General features: G+C 58.7%; 13 protein-coding genes. 10 read left to right on the top strand and 3 right to left on the bottom strand.

Annotation, left to right across the window (positions count from 1 at the left end):
* The first annotated feature begins 253 nt into the window (after window positions 1–253).
* The 9 genes from EDC14_RS23065 to EDC14_RS23025 all read left to right on the top strand — a co-directional run bounded on the left by EDC14_RS23065 (window position 254) and on the right by EDC14_RS23025 (window position 15574).
* A complete protein-coding gene (locus EDC14_RS23065) occupies window positions 254–1036 on the top strand; it encodes a response regulator transcription factor (protein ID WP_132016870.1) in 783 nt (260 codons plus the stop codon).
* 9 nt (window positions 1037–1045) lie between these two features.
* Entirely contained in the window at window positions 1046–2803 is a 1758-nt protein-coding gene (locus tag EDC14_RS23060) for a cache domain-containing sensor histidine kinase (protein ID WP_132016868.1), read from the top strand.
* A 1085-nt stretch (window positions 2804–3888) separates the two neighbouring features.
* Window positions 3889–5127 carry a sugar ABC transporter substrate-binding protein gene (locus tag EDC14_RS23055; protein ID WP_165908258.1) on the top strand — a complete coding sequence of 413 codons (1239 nt, stop codon included), beginning with the start codon at window positions 3889–3891 and terminating at the stop codon, window positions 5125–5127.
* Between the two features lie 617 nt (window positions 5128–5744).
* Window positions 5745–6644 (top strand): carbohydrate ABC transporter permease, encoded by a 900-nt coding sequence (locus tag EDC14_RS23050; RefSeq protein WP_132016864.1) that lies wholly within the window; start codon window positions 5745–5747, stop codon window positions 6642–6644.
* Between the two features lie 2 nt (window positions 6645–6646).
* Window positions 6647–7480, top strand: a complete 834-nt coding sequence (locus tag EDC14_RS23045) for a carbohydrate ABC transporter permease (protein ID WP_165908257.1) — start codon at window positions 6647–6649, stop codon at window positions 7478–7480.
* Between the two features lie 245 nt (window positions 7481–7725).
* Window positions 7726–9495, top strand: coding sequence for a sugar phosphorylase (locus EDC14_RS23040; RefSeq protein WP_165908256.1), 1770 nt, complete (start codon window positions 7726–7728; stop codon window positions 9493–9495).
* A 24-nt stretch (window positions 9496–9519) separates the two neighbouring features.
* The gene (locus tag EDC14_RS23035) at window positions 9520–12042 is read left to right on the top strand and encodes a TIM-barrel domain-containing protein (protein WP_165908255.1); all 2523 of its coding nucleotides are present in this window, start codon (window positions 9520–9522) and stop codon (window positions 12040–12042) included.
* 121 nt (window positions 12043–12163) lie between these two features.
* Window positions 12164–13966 (top strand): cache domain-containing sensor histidine kinase, encoded by a 1803-nt coding sequence (locus EDC14_RS23030; RefSeq protein ID WP_165908254.1) that lies wholly within the window; start codon window positions 12164–12166, stop codon window positions 13964–13966.
* Between the two features lie 3 nt (window positions 13967–13969).
* The gene (locus EDC14_RS23025; RefSeq protein WP_132016854.1) at window positions 13970–15574 is read left to right on the top strand and encodes a response regulator; all 1605 of its coding nucleotides are present in this window, start codon (window positions 13970–13972) and stop codon (window positions 15572–15574) included.
* 72 nt (window positions 15575–15646) lie between these two features.
* Here the strand turns inward: EDC14_RS23025 and EDC14_RS23020 are convergent, their stop codons facing one another.
* From EDC14_RS23020 to EDC14_RS23010, 3 genes are all read right to left on the bottom strand, one after another.
* Complete coding sequence (locus EDC14_RS23020; protein WP_132016852.1) at window positions 15647–16057, bottom strand: MATE family efflux transporter; 411 nt, start codon at window positions 16055–16057, stop codon at window positions 15647–15649.
* Window positions 16058–16131: 74 nt separating this feature from the next.
* Window positions 16132–16551 carry an AraC family transcriptional regulator gene (locus EDC14_RS23015; RefSeq protein WP_132016850.1) on the bottom strand — a complete coding sequence of 140 codons (420 nt, stop codon included), beginning with the start codon at window positions 16549–16551 and terminating at the stop codon, window positions 16132–16134.
* Window positions 16548–16832: a helix-turn-helix domain-containing protein gene (locus EDC14_RS23010; RefSeq protein WP_132016848.1), complete on the bottom strand. Its 285-nt coding sequence runs from the start codon at window positions 16830–16832 to the stop codon at window positions 16548–16550. Before EDC14_RS23010 ends, EDC14_RS23015 begins: the two co-directional genes overlap by 4 nt.
* 469 nt (window positions 16833–17301) lie before the next feature.
* Here EDC14_RS23010 and EDC14_RS23005 point away from each other — a divergent pair, with 469 nt between their 5' ends.
* Window positions 17302–18651 (top strand): glucose-6-phosphate isomerase, encoded by a 1350-nt coding sequence (locus tag EDC14_RS23005; protein WP_132016846.1) that lies wholly within the window; start codon window positions 17302–17304, stop codon window positions 18649–18651.
* Window positions 18652–18768 lie beyond the last annotated feature (117 nt).

Below are 18768 nucleotides of genomic sequence, written 5' to 3'. Positions count from 1 at the left end.
GCATTCATTCTTCCATTGGTAATATTACTCCGGAATTCTTTGAAAATCGAAGAAAATCCGCTTAACTCTGTGTCTATTCAATCGAGGGAAGCCCAAGGTATCATTTTTTTGGAATGCTCCTCTTGAACTGCCAAGCAACGGGTTTAACCTTAAAGTTAGCGTAATTTTATTGTATAATAACAAAAGAAAAGCCCATCGCCAAAGTAACCGTTTCTTTCCAAATTAAAAATTGATCATCATTGGAGCATACGGGATGTACCATCTGCTGGTCGTCGATGATGAAGCCGAATCGCGCAACACGTTATGCAACTGTTTCCCCTGGAATACGGTTGGTTTTGAAGTCACGGCCCAGGCGGGCAACGGCGCCGAAGCCCTGGACCTGATCCGCCACAATAAAATTGACGTCGTGTTATGCGATATCAAAATGCCGGGTCTTTCCGGGATCGATTTGGCGCAGGAACTCTACCAACACAAACCGCGGCCGGCCATCATCTTTTTGAGCGGCTACCGGGATTTTGAATATGCTCAAAAAGCCCTGACTTTCGGAGTGCGTTATTACATCGTCAAACCGGCGCGTTACGAAGAGATCATGACCCAATTTCAAATGCTCAAACAGGAGCTGGACGCCCAAAGAATTGCGCTCGAAACGACCTTCCATGCCGGCAATGACGGGAAACCCTCCGACAGCACCGATTTTCAAGCCAAAATCGTCGAGATGGTCAAAAGCTATATTCAAGCCAACTACGCCGCGGCCAGCCTGGAGGAAGCCTCCAAATTAGTCCATCTGAACGCATCCTACCTGAGCCAGCTCTTCAAACAAAAAACCGGCGTCAATTTCTCCGACTATCTCATCGAAATCAAGATGACCAAAGCCGCCGAATTATTAATGGACTATGAACTGAAGACCTATGCCGTGAGCGAAATGGTGGGATATACTAATGCCAAAAATTTCGCCCGGACCTTTAAGAGTTTTTACGGCGTCAATCCGCGCGATTACCGTTACGCCAAACTGGGAAAGGACCTTCCCGAGGGATAAGAGGCGGCGATGGCACGAAAATATTTTTTGAAAAACCTCGTTTTTTTCCTCTTGCCGCTGCTGGCTCCGCTTTTGATTCTGGGCGTCTTCGCCCTCGCCTTATTGCAGGGCAACATCAAAAGCAATCTGGAAAAAAGCAATTTGAACCTTTTGACGCAGACCAAAGCGAATGTCGATCTCATCTTGAATGAAATCGACTCCCTGGGCCTGTATTTCGATAAAGATCCGAAAATCGTCAAACGTTTGAAGGATATCCTTTCGAAGAAATCGCTCAGCTTGGAAGAGCTGGACTCGTTGGATTTCATCAAAAATACCATCGAGACCACGGCCAATTCCAAACCTTACCTTTACTCCATTTATATTTATTTTGAACGGGGCGGCCGGAATTTTTTCAGTTCCACCCAAGGACTGTCCAATCTCGATCGCTTTGACGACACCTCCTGGTACCCGGATTATTTCGCCATGAAAGCGCGGCATAACTTCTGGTGCAAGAAGCGGCTGATCAAGCAGTATCCCCTGGATACGAAGGATACGGCCATCATCTCCATAGCGAAGAAACTCTATTCGCCCGGTTCGCTGAGCGGCGACGGCGTACTCGTCCTCAACATCCTGCCCGGATATGTCAATCATATCCTGAAGAATTTGGCGGTCCTGAAGGACCAAACCATTTTGGTGCTGGATGAAACCGATGAGATTGTCTTTCAAAACGCCGCCCAGCCCTATCTCGCCAACATGAATATCAGCCGGTTCAAACAGAGCCCGCAGGCTTTTTTCTCCATCGTCAGCGACCGGAAACGTTATTCCATCTCCGTCATTCATTCCGACCGGCATGGTTGGAGCTATATCTCCATCGTCCCCAACCAATCGCTCTACCAGCCGCTCTCCGCTTTGGTCGCCTTCACGGTCTTTTTGTTGATCCTCTCCCTGATGTTGGGGACGGCCCTGACGTATTCGATCACCCGAAAAAAATACCGCCAGCTGGAGCGCGTCTTGAAGGTCATCGACGCGGCCAAGTCGGGCAGCCCGCTGCCTCCGCTGCCCGAACGGGCCCATGATGAATATGACTACATCATCCAAAGCCTGTTAACCACATTTATCGAACAGAATTATCTCAAGATTCAACTCTCGGAACGGAAATACAAACTTCAGGCCAGTGAATTCAAAGCGTTGCAATCGCAGATCAACCCCCATTTTCTCTATAACACCCTGCATACGATCTATTGGGAGGTCTTGAATCTGACCGGTCAGCCCAATAAGGCCAACCAGATGATCGCCAATCTCACCGATATCCTGGAATACTCGTTAAGCCGCCCCAACGACCGGGTGACGCTGGCGGAGGAGATCAAGAATGCCCGCAGTTACATTGAGATCCAACAGATCCGGTATCAAAACCTGTTCGAGGTCATCTGGGAATACGATGAGGCCGATCTCCAGATCAAAACCGTCAAACTCCTCTTGCAACCGCTGATTGAAAACAGTATTTACCACGGCATCAAGGAACAAGGCGGCGGAGTCATCAAAATCAAGTTGAAACATTGCAAAGCCTGTCTCAAAATATCGGTGATCGACAATGGCATCGGCATCAGCAAAGCCAAGCTCCAAGAGATCCGGAAACAGTTGGGCGCCGCTGCCGAACCGTCCCAACATATCGGAGTCTATAACACCCATAAGCGTCTGCAAATCTATTACGGCTCCGATAGCGGGCTGCGGGTGATCAGCAAACCCAATTTCGGAACCGCTGTCATCATCAAAATTCCGCTCGCTTGAAAACCGGGTTCGCCCAAGGGAAAACTCCTTTCCTATTTCCCTGTACGGCGGGCCCAGTGGCTCGGAACCATCCGCCATCATCCTTCGAAAGAGACGGGATCGCCCGTCTTTTTGATTGCCCCGGACCCGGTTCAAAGGACGCCGGGGGACGAGAGTCCGCGGGACCGCCCGCTGCGGCGGGTCCGGTCCGTCCGGGATCGGCTCTCCGCCGGCGAGGATGAAAGACGGTCCTTCATCCCGGAGCCTCGGGGAAGCTTCCCGAAGCTTCGTGGATGTTTCCCCAAGGATTCGTCCTCTTTCCCGGAGGCTTGGGGAAGCATCCCGAAGCTTTGGTCCTTTATCCCGGAACCTTGGGGAAGGTTCCCGAAGGCTTCGGGATGGTAGGATGATCTTTCGGGAAGAAAGGATCAAAGGATCCGCTGAACGGATCATGGGATCCCTTACAAGGATGAAGACCATCCCTGACACGGAGGGAGGCATACCTAACAAGGATCGAAGGATCCCTTGAAAGGATCGAGGCATCCCTAACACGGATCAGAGCATCCCTTACAAGGATGAAGAATATCCTAGTTGGACCAAAGACCATCCCTGACACGAGAGGGGATGGACTGATATATTAGGAGGCCGGGATGGGGACGAGGCGAGGCGGGACAGCTTTTTGAGAACCGGGGAAGCGGGACGGAGGCGTTCCCCGGCTTCCCCGGAGACCGCGGCGGGCGATGGAGTCAAAAAATTTACTCATTCAGCCAAAAAATCTTTCCATGGCCGGCGGGCGGGGCGGGGCTGGAAATAAAAAATGCTGTAAACCGTGAAGTTTGTTTCTTAAAAAACGGTAAACAACAGTGTACAATTTGTAACAGAAAGAGCAACGTCCCGGGCCGCAGCCGCAGCGCGCAGGTTGCGGCGGCAATAAGTTGAGATCGATTTTACAACTTCTTTTCCGTCCCTGCCGGATGGCTGGAAAAGAAGGCCCGGAGGAGCTGGTTTCAACCGACGAATCGGGGAAATCGCCCGCAATGATTCCGGTTCCAGAAACGGTTTGCAAAAAATCCGGCCCGAAAGCAATGACAAAGGGAGGCAAAGCAATGAAGAAGTTTTTGGCAATGTTGTTGGCCCTGATCATGATGACGGCGGTGGTAGCCTGTCATGCCGCGGAAAAAGAAGTCACGCTGATGGTCATCAACTCCTTTACCAAGACGCCGGACGCCCCGTTGTACAAGGCGGCGGAGAAGTTCCAGCGCGAGACCGGGATCCGGGTCAATATCGAACCGGTTCCGGCCACCAATATCAAGGATAAATTCGTCACCTCCGCGCTGGCGGGCGGCGGCCCGGACATCGTGTCCCTGGACAATGCCGGCTGGGTGCCGGACGCGGCGGCGATGGGGCTCCTGGCCAAGCTGGACCGGAAGTTCAAACCGCTGCGCAAGCAATTCCTGGACGGCGCGGTGGCGACCGGCCTGTTTAAGGGGAGTTACTACTCGGTGCCCTGGTACACCAATAATACCGCGCTGATTTACAATAAGAAGCTGTTCCAAAAAGCGGGCATCACGCAAGCTCCCACCACCTGGAACGAGCTGGCGGAAGCGGTCAAAAAGCTGAAAGCCATCGGCAAATACGGCATCAGCATGCCCCTGGACAGCCTGGGCGGCTACGTGATCGGCAACTTTTTCTTCCAGAACGGCAATCCGATCATCGACACCAAGGGCGCCAAGCCGAAAGTGGTGCTGAATAACAAATCCGGCCAGGAGGCCTTCAAATTCGTCACCGAACTGCACACCAAGTACAAGGCAATCCCCGAAAGCTCCAAAGCGGCGCTCTCCTGGGATCAGACCTTCGCCCCCTTCATCCAGGAAGACGCGGGGATGCTGCTCTGCGGCGACTGGGCCATCGGCGCCATCCGGGCCGGCAACCCCAACCTGGATTACGGCATCGCGCCGCTGCCCAAGGGGCGGGTCAACGCCACGACGCTCGGCGGCTATGTGCTCTGCATCAACAAGAACACCAAGGATTTCGAGGCGAGTTGGAAGTTTCTCAGCTGGCTGACTGCCAAGGGGCAGAACAATGTATTGCTGGATTATTTCCGGATCGGCGCCCGCAAGGATATTGACGAGACGGCGCTGCTGAAGCAGGTCCCCTACTTCGAGGTCTTCGTCGGCCAGGGCAAGTACGGCAAGGCCCGGCCGGTCATTCAGCGCTGGGAGGATATGCAGAAGGCGCTCGGCGATGCCTTTACCGCCGTCTTCATCGGCGGCGCCGATTACAAGGAAGCCTTGAAACGCTGCGAACGCACCCTGAATGAGATCATCGCCTCGTCCAATCGCTAGATCGGCCGGAAGGGGAGGGCGCCAGCCCAATGTCATCAACCTGAATCCGTGGCGAATCCCTTTATACCAGGCGAAACGTTGTCGCGAGTTCTTACGGTTTTCCCTGGCAGTCTAAAGAGATCACGGATTCAGGATCAAGCTATCGTGGAAAAATTTAGCTGACGAAATTGAACGCCAACCGGGCGATAAATCACCCGGCTACAAGGAGAAAGGACCTTGAAAGGCCCTAAAAAACAGGATAAAATATTTTGCTGAAAATTAGCCACGGAAGGGGCTGCGCGTACTGCCATCCCTGGCCGCTTGCCTTTAGCCGTCCTGACTCGGACTTCCATCTTGTAGCCGGGGCATTCATGCCCCGGTTGGCCCGCATATCGTCTACATCGTAGGCACCGTTGAAATCAAATTCCAAGATATGTAATCATCGCTTGATGACATTGGGCGCCAGCCCTCCCCTTCGCAATACAGCATTGTGATAAAGCATAAGCGGCTTTGGCAAAATGCTGTAGCAAAGGCCGGAAACGGTACCCGATCGCCCCGCCCCCGCGCATGCTACGATATTTGTGGACGAAGAAACGCCGGACCGCCGGACGTTTCATTCGGCAACGGAGGAGTTTTCATTGATTCATTGGTCAAAGACGATCCCCAGGAACGACTGGAAGGGCTATCTGCTCATCGCCCCGGCCGTGCTCGGAATGCTGGTGGTGGCCCTCTATCCGCTATTGAACGGCCTATCGCTGGGTTTTCTCAATTACAACCTGCTGAATATGGGCGGCGCCGCGTTTGGAAAATTCATCGGGCTGGGCAATTACCAAGCCATCTTCCAAGATGAAATCTTTCACAAGGCGCTCTGGAACACACTGGTCTGGACCGTCAGCAACCTGGGGTTGCAATTGGGGATCGGCATCCTCACCGCGCTGGTCCTGAATAAGAAGCTGTTTTTCCGGCCGTTCTTCCGCCTGATGATCCTCATTCCCTGGGTGATGCCCTCGGTGGTGGCCGCCTTGACCTGGCGCTTCCTGTATGACACCAAGATCGGCATCGTCAATCTGGTACTGGTCCGGACCGGGTTGATCCCCGAGGCCCAGGCCTGGTTGGGCAATATCGCCACGGCGCTGCCGGCGGTGATCCTGGAGAGCGTCTGGAAGGGGATGCCCTTCTGCATGATCATGGTCCTCGCCGCGCTGCAGGGCATTCCCGAGGAACTCTACGAGGCGGCGCGGATCGACGGCGCCGGCAAGCTGCAGGTCTTCCGGAGCATCACCCTGCCGATGGTCCGGAGCACCATCGCCATCACCAGCATCCTGACGACCATCTGGACCATCAACAATTTCAACGCGGTCTGGCTGATGACCCAGGGCGGCCCGCTGAATTCGACGGAGATCCTGTTCACCTACGCCTACCGCAAGGCGTTCATGCACTATGATTTCGGCCTGTCGTCGGCCATCTCGACGATCATTTTCGGAATCATCGCCGCGTTAACCACCGTCTATGTCAAAATGGCCAAGGAAGAGGGATGACCATGGAACAAGAGCAGAGCTACCTGAGAGCGTTTTGCAATTATGCCTATATCATCGGAATGACCGCCCTGGCGATCGTGCCGTTTCTATGGGTGATCCTGACCTCGCTGAAGCCGGAGGCCGAGATCTTCGACCCGGCCCGGCTCTGGCCGTCCGTGCTGTATCTCCAGCACTATCTGGCGGTCTGGTTCAACGCCGATTTTTTCCGCTACTTTCTGAACAGCGCCCTGGTCGCCCTGGCATCGACCTTCATCTGCCTGGTCTGCTCGGTGACGGCGGCCTACGGCTTCACCCGTTTCAAGATCCGGGGCGGCAACAAGATCCTGCTGGCGGTGCTCTTCACCCAGATGTTCCCCGCCGTCCTGCTGGTATTGCCCTATTACATCCTGATGAAACGGCTGAATCTGAACAATACCCTGGCGGGGCTGGTCATCGTCTATACCTCCTTCGTCCTGCCGTTCTGCATCTGGAATATCAAGAATTTCTTCGCCACGCTCCCCTGGGAGCTGGAGGAGTCGGCCTTTGTGGACGGCTGCAACCGTTTCCAGGCCATCGTCAAGGCCATCCTGCCCATCGCCAAGCCGGGGATCGCCGCCACCGCCATCCTGGCCTTCATCCGCTCCTGGGATGAGTTCATGTACGCCAACACCTTCATCAACACCAAGGAATTGCGAACGGTTCAGCTGGGCCTGCAGTCCTTCATCGGCGAGTACACCACCGAATGGGGGAAACTGATGGCCGGGGCGGTCATCAGCTGCGTGCCGGTGATGCTGTTCTTCGGCTTCATCCAGCAGAATCTGGTCCAGGGCCTGGCGGCCGGCTCGGTCAAGGGCTGAGCCCGGCGCCGGATGGGACATTTCCCAAAGGTTCAAGCATTGCGGTAAAAATTTCCGGGTCGAAAGAATGTCGACCGGGTGATAAATCACCCGGCTACAAGGTGGAAGGACCCTCAAGGGCCCTAAAGGGGATGAATCATTCCGCTGGAGTTTAGCCAAAGGATGGCTTCCATCTTGTAGCCGGGGCATTCATGCCCCGGTCGGCCTGAATGACATCTCCCCAAAGGGAAGGAAGGATGCAACCGATGAGGCAGATTGATGAGCAAACCGTGCGCGCGGGCCTCCGCGCCAAACTGGAGCGGCTCTACGGCGCGGCCGCGGCCGCCGCGTGCGAGAAGGAGCTGAACCGGCTGATCGACCGCTACCGGGCGGCCATCGCTCAGGGCGGCTGCGCCCGGCGGACTCGGGCCGGGATCGACCAGCGCGATGTGGTGCTGATCGCCTACGCCGACAGCATCTGCGGCGGGCCGGACCGTTCGCCGCTGCAAACTATGGGCGATTTCATCGCCGCATATCTGCGGGAGGCCATCACTGCCCTGCATCTGCTGCCGTTTTATCCCTACTCCTCGGACGACGGCTTCTCCGTCATCGATTACCGGGCGGTGGATCCGGCCCTGGGCGATTGGGAGGATCTGCGCGCCTTGGGAGAGGAGCTGCGGCTGATGTTCGACTTCGTCGCCAACCACATCTCCGCCCGGAGCCGCTGGGTCGAAGGGTACCTGAACGGCGACCCGGAGTATGCCGATTTCTTCATCGCGGCCGATCCGGGGACCGATCTGGCGGCGGTCTTCCGGCCGCGCGCCCTGCCGCTCTTAACCCCATTTCCCAAAGCGGACGGGTCCACCGTCCATCTCTGGACCACCTTCAGCGCCGACCAGATCGACCTGAATTACGCCAACTGGAAAGTGCTCCTGAAAATGACCGGGGTGCTGCTGGAGTACGTCCGGAACGGCGCCTCGCTGATCCGGCTGGACGCCATCGGCTTCCTGTGGAAACGGATCGGCAGCTCCTGCATGGGCCTGCCCGAGACCCATGGGGTGATTCAGCTGTGGCGCGACGTCCTGGACCTGGTCCTTCCGGCGGCACTGCTCATCACCGAGACCAATGTGCCGCACCGCGAGAATATCCGTTACTTCGGGGACGGCGCCAATGAGGCGCAGCTGGTGTACAACTTTCCGCTGCCCCCGCTGTTATTGCACACCTTTTACAGCGGCAGCGCCCGGCGGTTGACCCGGTGGGCGGCCGGCCTGGAGACGCCGCCGGGGGAGACTACCTTCTTCAACTTCCTGGCCTCCCACGACGGGATCGGGGTGCTCCCGGCCAGCGGCATCCTGGAACCGGACGAGCTGGAACGGATGATCGCCACCGTCACGGCGCGCGGCGGCCGGGTCTCCTACAAGAACAATCCGGACGGCACCACCCGCCCTTACGAACTGAATATCGTTTATTACGACGCGCTGGCCGATCCGCAGGCCGGCGAGGCGCTGAATATCGCCCGCTTCTTGTGCGCCCACGCCATCATGCTGGCGTTGCGGGGCCTGCCGGCCATCTATATCCACAGTCTGCTGGGCTCCAGGAACGATCAGGCCGGGGTGGAGCAAACCGGCCGGGCCCGCAGCATCAACCGGGAGAAGCTCCGCTTGGCGGAGGTGGAGCGGGACCTGGCGGCGCCGGATTCGCTGCGCCGCCGGGTATTGGAGGGTTTCAAGGAACTGATCCGGCTGCGCGGCAGCAGGGCGGCTTTCCATCCTTTGGGCGAACAGATCGTACTGGAAGCCGGCGCGGCGGTCTTCGCCCTGTTGCGGCGGAGCCCGGACGGGAGCCAGGCCGTGCTGGCGCTGCATAATGTCAGCGATGCCGAGCAGCCGGTGACCGTCGATCTCGGAGCGGCCGGCCCGGACGCTTGCGGGAAGGCCGTCGATCCGCGGGACGGGACCGGGTATCCGGTGAACGGGCGGGTGTTGGCGATCCGCCTGGAGCCGTACCAGGTGCGCTGGTTGGATTTATTGCCTTGAAATCTGGGGATGAGGGACGGAACGATGATCGACGCCACCGAATTTGAGCCCTTCCGGCGCAGCTTTCTAGAGGAAGCCGATCTGGAGCTGCTGATCCCGCACCGGCTGACCGGCTATGTCCGGGACGGGAACGCAATCCTCTTGGATTGCATGGCCCTGGCCTGTGAAAAAACGGCGCTCCGCTTCAGTTACAATCAGCTGAACCGGAGCATCCATGATCGCGGCGGGCGGGTCCGGATGGCGGTGCGCCTGGATTTCCTGGCCGAGGATCTGATCCGGATCCGGATGGAGCCCGGGACCGCGGTCCGCGAACGGGAGACCGCGATGCTAGTCGACTATCCGTCGGCAGCGGTGCCCTTCACTATCCGCGACGACGGGGCGCTCCTGGTCATCGAGACGGCGCTCCTGCGGGTCTGCCTCACCAAGCAGCCGTGGCAGCTGACGATCGCCGACCGGAACGGCGCGGTCCTCTATGAGCAGTACAAGGAGGACCCGCATTCGGCGACCGGAATCGCCCGGGCCGGGATGCGCGAAGGCAGTGACCCGGAGGCGGCGGAGCGCGCCGCCACCAGCTATCCGCTACTGGAGTGTTATCCCTTCGGCATGGCCGCCGAGCGGGAGCGGGGGCGGCGCTGTTTCACCGAGGCGGTCCGGATGGCCTATGACGAGCATTTTTACGGTTTCGGCGAACGCTTCTCCCGGCTCGACAAGAACGGCCAGGAAGTGCTGGTTTGGCAGATGAATCCGCTGGGCGTATCCACCCGGAAGTCCTATAAGAACATTCCCTTCTTCATGAGCAGCAGGGGATACGGCCTGTTCCTCAACTCCAGCTGCAGGAGCCGCTTTGACATGGGCAGTTATTTCTTCAAGGCCTATTCGGTGGAGGTCGAAGATGACCAATGGGATTGCTTCTTCATGTACGGCCCTCAGTTCAAGCGGATCTTGGGGCATTATTCCCGGCTCACCGGGCGGAGCGCCGTGCCACCCCGCTGGTCCTTCGGGGTCTGGATGAGCCGCAATTGCTACCGGACCCGGCAGGAGCTGGAGACGGTGGCCGCCACCATCCGGGCCAAGGAGCTCCCTTGCGACGTGTTGCATATCGATTGGGACTACTTTAAGCAACGAGGCGTCTGCGACTTTGAGTTTGACAGCGAACGCTTCCCCGATCCGGCCGCGATGATCGCCGGGCTGGAACGGCTGGGATTCAAGATCTCGCTTTGGCAGATGCCCTATATCGGCAAGCGGAGCAAGCTCTACGCCGAGGGGCTGCAACACGGCTATTTCGCCGCCCACGACGACGGGCAGCCGGCCGAACGGGCCGGGGAGGCGATCATCGATTTCAGCAATCCCGAGGCGGTTGCCTGGTATCAGGGCTATCTCAAGCGCCTGTTGCAGCTGGGGATCCGGGTCATCAAGACCGATTTCGGCGAGAACGCGCGGGAAACCTACCATTATGCGGCCTGTTCCGGCGCGGCGATGCACAACCTCTATCCGCTGCTTTATAACCGGGCCGCATATGAAGCCTGCAGCGAGGTGTGGGGCGGGGAGGCGCTGATCTGGGGCCGTTCGGCCTTCGCGGGCTGCCAGCGCTATCCGGTCTATTGGGGCGGGGACGCCTCGAGCGATTTTGACGGGCTTTACCATTCGCTGCGCGCCGGGTTGAGCCTGGGGCTGTCGGGATTCCCCTTTTGGAGCCATGATGTCGGCGGCTATTTCGGCCGGCCGGAGCCGGAGGTCTATATCCGCTGGCTGCAATTGGGGATGTTCTCCTCGCACGTGCGGTTTCACGGCACCACCGAACGGGAGCCGTGGCACTTCGGCGCGGCGGCGGAGGCGATCTACCGCAAATACGCGCGGTTGCGCTACAGCCTGATTCCTTATCTCTACTCCGAGGCGCATCACTGCGCGGCCGAGGGTTTGCCGCTCCTCCGCCCGCTGGTGCTGGAGTTTCAGGACGATCCGACCACCTATGCCCTGGACGACCAGTACCTCTTCGGGCGGAGTTTCCTGGTGGCGCCGGTGCTCGGCGCCGTCCGGCGGCGACGCATCTACCTGCCGGAGGGACGCTGGACGGATTACTGGACGGGGCAAGCCCACCCGGGGCGGCAATGGCTGGAATACGACGCGCCGCTGGAGGTGCTGCCGTTATTCGTGCGGGAGGGATCGATCATTCCCATGGCGGAGCCGACGAACTATGTCGGCGAAAAACCGGATGAGCGGCTCCTGCTCGATATTTACCTGAGGGAGCGGGCTGTTTATGAGCTGCGGGACGAGAAAGGCGCAGTCCAACTGGCGGCCCAAGTAAGCGGCGGCCGGCTGGAGATCGGCATCGGACCGTCGCCCCACCGTTATTGGGTGAGGTTAAACGGCTATAGGGATTGCCGGAGCGTCCGCTCCGACCGGGACGGGGAACTGCCCCTCTTGCCGGAGGAACGCCTGGCAACGGAGAGCGGTTACGCGGTGGGTGAGAAGGGCTTGCTGATCGCCGCCGGATTTGCCGGAGCGGACGGGATGCGGATAAGCGTCGCTGATGTAACGCCCGAATAATGATGATACCTGAGGGAAGCCATTGCCAAGTCCGGAGGATGATCGTAGCTGGGATGCGGATGTGTTATAATTTAATTTGAACACCCGCTTTCCCATCATGCCGCCGTTTGGGGAGATTCCAATGCCGAAGCTTCGCTCCATGAAGATTCAAAACCGGTTGATCCTTTCCTTCCTGCTGATGATCATCATCCCCACCATCGGCATCTTTCTGATGGTCTCCAAGTTTTACGAACGGATCCTGGTCGAGAAGCTGAACGGCTCGGTCCACCAGATGCTGATCCAAATGACCAACAATATCAACAACACCATTTACATCGTGACCTCCTCCTCCACCATCATCTGCCTCAGCGACGAGATCGAACGGCAGCTGGCCGCGGAGCGCGGCGGCAGGGAAGACGCCTGGCGGGTGTATCAGGGTTACCGGCTGGTGGCGGGCCGCTTGAAAGAGATTCAGAACTCCGTCCTGAACAGCTTCAATGCCGAGATGGCGGTGCTGGATTTCGCGGGGCGGGTGTACCGGGTCAATACCTATTCCCAATTGGATGCCGCCGCCATGGGCCGCATCCGGAACTCGGGCTGGTTCCGGCGGACCGTGGCGTTGAACGGCCGGGCTTATTGGAGCAACGAGGGCCGGGAGCTGTTCCCGGATTATCCCGCGGCTGCGGGAGGAGTCACCTTCGCGCGGCTGATCAAGGGCAACCGCAACACCGGCGGCAGCGGACTGCTGGTGATCTATATTCCCAAGACTGCTTTCTGGAAGGACACCAACCACGGCGGCGACCGCAAGTTCGGCACAGTTTGGCTGCTGGACAAAGACCGGCGGGTGATCTCCGCCGACAATCCGCAGAGCTACAGCCGGTCCGATCAGCTCCGCATCCTGGACCAACTGGGGAATGTCGATAATGTGCGGCAGGCGGTCATCCGCGTCCGGCGGGTGAAGACCATCGTCAATTCGTACCCCATCGACCGGGCCAATTGGACCTTTGTCCATCTGATCCCCTACGACGTGGTGATGAAGGAAGTCTATCGCCTCGAAAAACAGGTTTACCTCTTGCAGCTGGTGCTATTGGCATTGCTGGTGGCGCTGTCGATAGCCATCGCCCGCAACCTGACCCAACCCATCCGGCAGCTGCAGCGCAAGATGATCGCGCTGCAGCACGGGGACTTTACGGCGCAGGTACGGATCGATTCCTGCGAGGAACTGAACGATCTGGGCAACAGCTTTAACACTATGAGCGCGCGGATGGACGACTTGATGAAGAAGATCCAGGCCGAGACCAGGATGAAGGAGATGGCCCATCTCCGGGCGCTGCAGGCCCAGATCAATCCGCATTTCCTCTTCAACACCCTCAACAGCATCAAATGGCTGGCCACCATGAGCGGCACCGAACATACCGCCAATATGATCACCGAGCTGGGCCGGCTGTTGGAGGCGACCCTGTACCGCGACGACGAGATGATCAGCATCGCCGCGGAGATCGATCTCTTACATTCCTACATCGCCTTGCAGCGGATGCGCTATGGCGAGGGCTTCCGCTTCGAGAACCGCATCGCCGACGGACGGATTTTGAATAACCGGATTCCCAAGTTCACCCTGCAGCCGCTGGTGGAAAACGCCCTGATCCACGGGATCGCCGGCCTCAGCGCCGGAATCATCATCCTCTCCGGCGAGCTTACCCCCGCCGGAGTAATGCTGGAGATCCGCGACAACGGGAGCGGGATTCCTCCTGAAAAACTGAGCGAACTGCTGGCCAGGGAGGACCGGCATCAAGGCCGGTTCTCGCGGATCGGGCTGAAGAACGTGCATGAAAGGTTGCGCTTGAAATTCGGCGCGCCCTATGGGATCACGGTGCAGAGCGAGTTGAACGAGGGGACCGCCGTCCAGGTGCTGATCCCGCTCATTACCGAAGAGAGCGTGAGTTGAACCATGGTGAAAGTATTGATCGTCGATGATGAACTCCTGGTCCGGGTGGGCCTGAAATCCTACATCGACTGGGCGAAACACGGCTTCGAGCTGTTGGAGGATGCCCGGGACGGGGTGGAGGCCCTGGAACGGATCGCCGCCGAACCGCCGGATATTCTGCTGACCGACATCAAGATGCCCCGGATGGACGGGCTGGAGCTGATCCGGCGGATCCGCGAGCGGAATCTGGCGATCCGCATCATCGTTCTCAGCTGCTATGAGGATTTCGAGACGGTCAAGGAAGCGATGAAGCTGGGCGCGGTGGATTACATCCGCAAACTGTCCATCAAGGCCGACGAGATCCTGGCAGTCCTCAACGCCGTCCGGGACCAGGGGCTCCCCGGGGAGGAGTCCGGACGCGGCCCCCGGCCGGCGGCCGAGGGAACCGGCGCGGCCAAAAGCCGCCTGCTGCAGAAGAACGAGTTTTTCCGCGGCCTCCTGCAGCAGGAGCGGCCCGCGCCGCTCCCGGATGAGGAGAACGCCGCCGGGATCCGGCTGGACCAGGGCTGGCCGCTCTGCCTGAGCCTGGACGGCTACCGGCGGATCCGCCGTCAGCACCGGAATCAGGCGGCCTTTCAGCAAGCGGTGATCGGCATGAGCGAACAAGTCTTAAAATCGTTCCAGCTGAGCGGGGCGGTGTTTCAGATCGAGGAACGGGAGTTCGGGATCGCCGTACGCTCCGCCGCCTGCGACCGGGAGTTCGTCGCCGCCCTGCAGCGGCAGATCGGGGCCAATATGAACATTTCGGTATCCATCGGCATCGGTCCGGCCTACGCCGGCGCGGAGCAGTTCGCCGCAGCCTACGGCCTGGCCCGGCGGATCGGGACCGCCAAATTTTATCTGGGGCCGGGCGCAGCGCTCCGGATCCCCGAGGACCTCGGAGGGGATGAGGTCCGGGAGTTCCGCCTCGGGAACCCGGAGTTCATCCGGTCGCTGGAGGATGCCCTGACCCTGCGCCGGAACACCGAAGCGTCCCGCCTGATCGCCGGAGTCTTCGCCCAGGCGCGGCAGGCCGGAAATATCCACCCCGAGGCGGTGCGGCGGGCGGCCCTCGATCTGCTGGGCGTCTTCTCGCGGACGGCCGCATTTTTTCAGGGGGACATCGGCGAGCTGGAGTTCGATCAGAGCCGCCAGCACCATCAAACGCTGATGGAGCTGGAGTTCCTGGACGATCTGGCCGCCTGGTTCGCCGGATTCCTCCCCGTCTACCTGGATTATCTCCGCGGAAAGGCCGAATCCCGCCATTCGGAACTGGTCGGGAAAGCCATCGACTATATCGAGGCCCACAAGGACAAGAATCTCACCCTGGCGGAACTGGCCGCGGCGCTCAACGTCAGCGAAGCCTATCTCAGCAGCCTCTTCAAGCGGGAGGTCGGCCGCAACTTCGTCGGCTATCTGACCGGGCTCAAGGTGGATTTGGCCAAAGAATACCTGCGCCAAGGCAGGCTGGTCTACGAAACGGCCGAGCTGATCGGTTTCGAGAATAGCAACTATTTCGCCAAGGTCTTCAAGAAATATACCGGGATGACCCCGGACGAGTACCGCTGCCTGGCCCGTGAGGGCCGCTGACGGGAGGAATGCCCTAGGGGAGGACGGAGGCGCCGTTCCAAAATCTCTAACGAATCGAACTGCCGGGGAGCCTCAGACGGAATATTCTCCCTCCCATCCGGACCGGAGAATGGCGCCCGATCTTCGTACCCAAGGGTATGCCATGAAGAAAGTGAGGAGCTCCGTCAGGGGCACGGTCAGCCAGATCCCGGCATTCCCAAGCCAACCGGGGAGTATCCACAGCAGAAGGCTCACCCAGACCAGGCTGCGCAGGATGGAGACGGTTGCCGCGCGGCCGGCTGCGCCGACCGAAGTGAAATAGGCCGCCGCGATGATATTGAATCCGCTCAGCACAAACGAGGTCGCATAAAGCTTCAGCCCGGCGCCGGCGAGTTGCTGCAACTCCGGGTTAGCTCCGGCGAAGATCTTGACCATGCCATTGCCGGCCCATAGCGCCAGGCAGAGGATGAACGCCCCCACGGCGAGGGCCGTTTGGCAGGCCACCGCCAGCAGTCTCAGGATCGGCGGCGTGCCATCGTCCGGCGCATGTTTCCTGCGGATCGAAGGCGGATTCTCAGTTACTTACGGAGCGGAACGCAGATCTCCAGATGAATTCGGCCCGTGTCGTCCAAGCCGGACCGGTACAGCTCCAGGCAGGGCCGGTCGTCCAAATCATACCCGCAGAAAGGCATCCATAGCGCAAATAACCGGTTAAAGCCGGTGATCAGATTCTCCAACCGGTCGTGAAACTCATAGCAGGCGTAATCACCGGCCGGGATTCTGTGAATATGGATGCAGCTGACTTCGTTCACCGGCAGGCACATGTCGTAGATGTACCGGTTTTCGTCGGCGATCAAAGGGTCGTCGTACGAGATACCGATGAATTGGGTATTGGGGCCGAGCGGATACTTTCCGGCCATTGCCGCGCAGAAGTCGCACCATGCTTGGCGGAGCCCTTCGCGGTAATTGCCGATGAACCGCCGGTATTCGAGGTTCATCGCCCAGCTTTGAAGGCCGCGGCGAAATTGGAGGGACTGTAACCGACCTCAAAGGCGATATCGGTGATGGGCTTGCGTTTTTTGGTCCGCAATTTAAAGGCGGCATTCTCCAACTTGACCCGCTTGATGAAAGCGTAGATGCTGTCATTGACCACCGACTTAAAGACGCGGTTGAAATAGTACTTTGAAAAACAGCAGTGTTCGGCGATCTCCTCGACGTTAGATTGCGGTCCAGGTTGTGATAGATAGGATGAAATAAATTTCTTTAATAAGATTTGCATTCCTAAGGCCGAATGCAAATGGAATCAAAACGGAATTTATTTCATCCTATTACTGCGGTAATAAGTTGAATTAAATTCCTTATTTTTTCCATCATGGCCGGCTTTAGGGACATGATGCTTATTTGAAAATTTAATTCAACTTATATAGATGTAATCGATGGCTTGGTTGATGCGTGAGATATATTCATTCTCCATCCCAGATCTTCCCGTCCTTCACCGGTTAAACCCTTCATAGGGAACGGCCTCGCGGCGTTTTCGGAACCGATGGCTTTTTGGAGTAAGATTATACCATACCCGCTCTTTTTCCAAAACTCCCCAAAAAGCCGCTCCGGCGGCAAGCGCCCGGCTGAAGGCACTGTTCTCCGAATTGTTAAAATCAGGCGATAAATTGTTGCCAATGGAGGGAAAGCTAGGGAGAGAATCGAATACACTTCAAAAAAAGGCGACAGATGATGTTGAGGTGGTAGTGATGGCAGAGACAATCCGTTTGGATCTCTCGAAGATCGGTCCTTTCCTCGAGGAACAGGAATTGACCAATATGGCCGGGCAGGTGCGGCTGGCCCACCGGCTGCTGCATGAAGGCGGCGGCGCGGGCAGCGACTTTCTGGGTTGGGTGGACCTGCCCGTCAATTACGACAAAAATGAATTTCAGGCCATCGGGGCGGCGGCGCGGCGGATCGCCGAGACCTCCGAAGCCCTGGTGGTGATCGGCATCGGCGGCTCTTACTTGGGCGCCCGGGCAGCCATCGAGCTTTTGAATCATTCGTTCGTCCAGCAGTTCGGGGCCGGACGGCGCCAATTCCCGCAGATCTTCTACCTGGGGCAGACCATCAGTCCGACCTATACCGCCGAACTCCTGGAGATCCTGGCCGAGCGGGATTTCTCGGTCAATGTCATCTCCAAGTCCGGCACCACGACCGAGCCGGCGGTGGCCTTCCGGCTGATCAAGGACCTGCTGGTCAAGAAGTACGGCGCCGACGGAGCGCGGCAGCGGATCTACGCCACCACCGACCGGGCCAGGGGCGCCCTGAAACAGCTGGCTGACAGCGAGGGCTACACCCAGTTCGTCATCCCCGACGATGTCGGCGGGAGATATTCGGTGCTGACCCCGGTGGGCCTCCTGCCCATCGCCGCCAGCGGCGTGGACATCCAGGCGATCATGGACGGCGCGGCGGCCGGCCGCAAAGAGTACGGCGCCGAGGATCCGGCCCGGAATCCGGCCTACCAGTACGCGGCGGTCCGGAACGCGCTCTATCGCAAGGGAAAAACCCTGGAGATCCTGGTCAACTACGAGCCGGGCCTGCATTATTTCGCCGAATGGTGGAAACAGCTCTTCGGCGAGAGCGAGGGCAAGAACGGCCGGGGCATCTTCCCGGCGGCGGTCGACTTCTCCACCGATCTACATTCGATGGGCCAGTACATCCAGGAGGGCCGGCGCGATCTCTTCGAGACGGTGCTCTGGGTGGAGAAGCCCCGCCGGTCGCTGGCGATCCCCCACGATCCCGCGAACATCGACGGCTTGAACTTCCTGTCCGGCCAGACCATGGAGCACGTCAACCAGAAGGCCTTCGAGGGGACGCTGTTGGCCCATACCGACGGCGGAGTGCCCAACATGGTGCTGCGGGTGCCGGAGCTTACCCCGTACTGCTTCGGCCAGCTGGTGTACTTCTTCGAGAAGGCCTGCGGCATCAGCGGCTATCTGAATGCGGTCAACCCCTTCGACCAGCCGGGCGTGGAAGCCTATAAGAAGAACATGTTCGCCCTACTCGGCAAACCGGGTTACGAGGCGGAAAAGGAAAAGCTGGAGGCCAGATTGTAAGGATTGAAGCACGGCCGGGCGATGCGCGTCGTTTGGCAGCGACTTGAAAGGGCGAGCCTGTCTCGCTCTTTTTTGTTGCGGCGGGGCAGGCGCGGCGGGAAACGTCCTGGGCGAAGC

Origin of the sequence: Hydrogenispora ethanolica, assembly GCF_004340685.1 — a bacterium.
GTDB lineage: Bacteria > Bacillota > UBA4882 > UBA8346 > UBA8346 > Hydrogenispora > Hydrogenispora ethanolica.
This window is presented reverse-complemented; position numbering and strand designations above follow the sequence as displayed.

Excerpts from the sequence above, each read along its gene's own strand:
- EDC14_RS23065 (WP_132016870.1), top strand. The coding sequence starts at position 254 with ATGTACCATCTGCTGGTCGTCGATGATGAAGCCGAATCGCGCAACACG.
- EDC14_RS23035 (WP_165908255.1), top strand. The coding sequence starts at position 9,520 with ATGATCGACGCCACCGAATTTGAGCCCTTCCGGCGCAGCTTTCTAGAG.
- EDC14_RS23005 (WP_132016846.1), top strand. The coding sequence starts at position 17,302 with ATGGCAGAGACAATCCGTTTGGATCTCTCGAAGATCGGTCCTTTCCTC.
- EDC14_RS23060 (WP_132016868.1), top strand. The coding sequence starts at position 1,046 with ATGGCACGAAAATATTTTTTGAAAAACCTCGTTTTTTTCCTCTTGCCG.
- EDC14_RS23030 (WP_165908254.1), top strand. The coding sequence starts at position 12,164 with ATGCCGAAGCTTCGCTCCATGAAGATTCAAAACCGGTTGATCCTTTCC.
- EDC14_RS23045 (WP_165908257.1), top strand. The coding sequence starts at position 6,647 with ATGGAACAAGAGCAGAGCTACCTGAGAGCGTTTTGCAATTATGCCTAT.
- EDC14_RS23055 (WP_165908258.1), top strand. The coding sequence starts at position 3,889 with ATGAAGAAGTTTTTGGCAATGTTGTTGGCCCTGATCATGATGACGGCG.
- EDC14_RS23010 (WP_132016848.1), bottom strand. The coding sequence starts at position 16,832 with ATGCAAATCTTATTAAAGAAATTTATTTCATCCTATCTATCACAACCT.
- EDC14_RS23025 (WP_132016854.1), top strand. The coding sequence starts at position 13,970 with ATGGTGAAAGTATTGATCGTCGATGATGAACTCCTGGTCCGGGTGGGC.
- EDC14_RS23015 (WP_132016850.1), bottom strand. The coding sequence starts at position 16,551 with ATGAACCTCGAATACCGGCGGTTCATCGGCAATTACCGCGAAGGGCTC.
- EDC14_RS23040 (WP_165908256.1), top strand. The coding sequence starts at position 7,726 with ATGAGGCAGATTGATGAGCAAACCGTGCGCGCGGGCCTCCGCGCCAAA.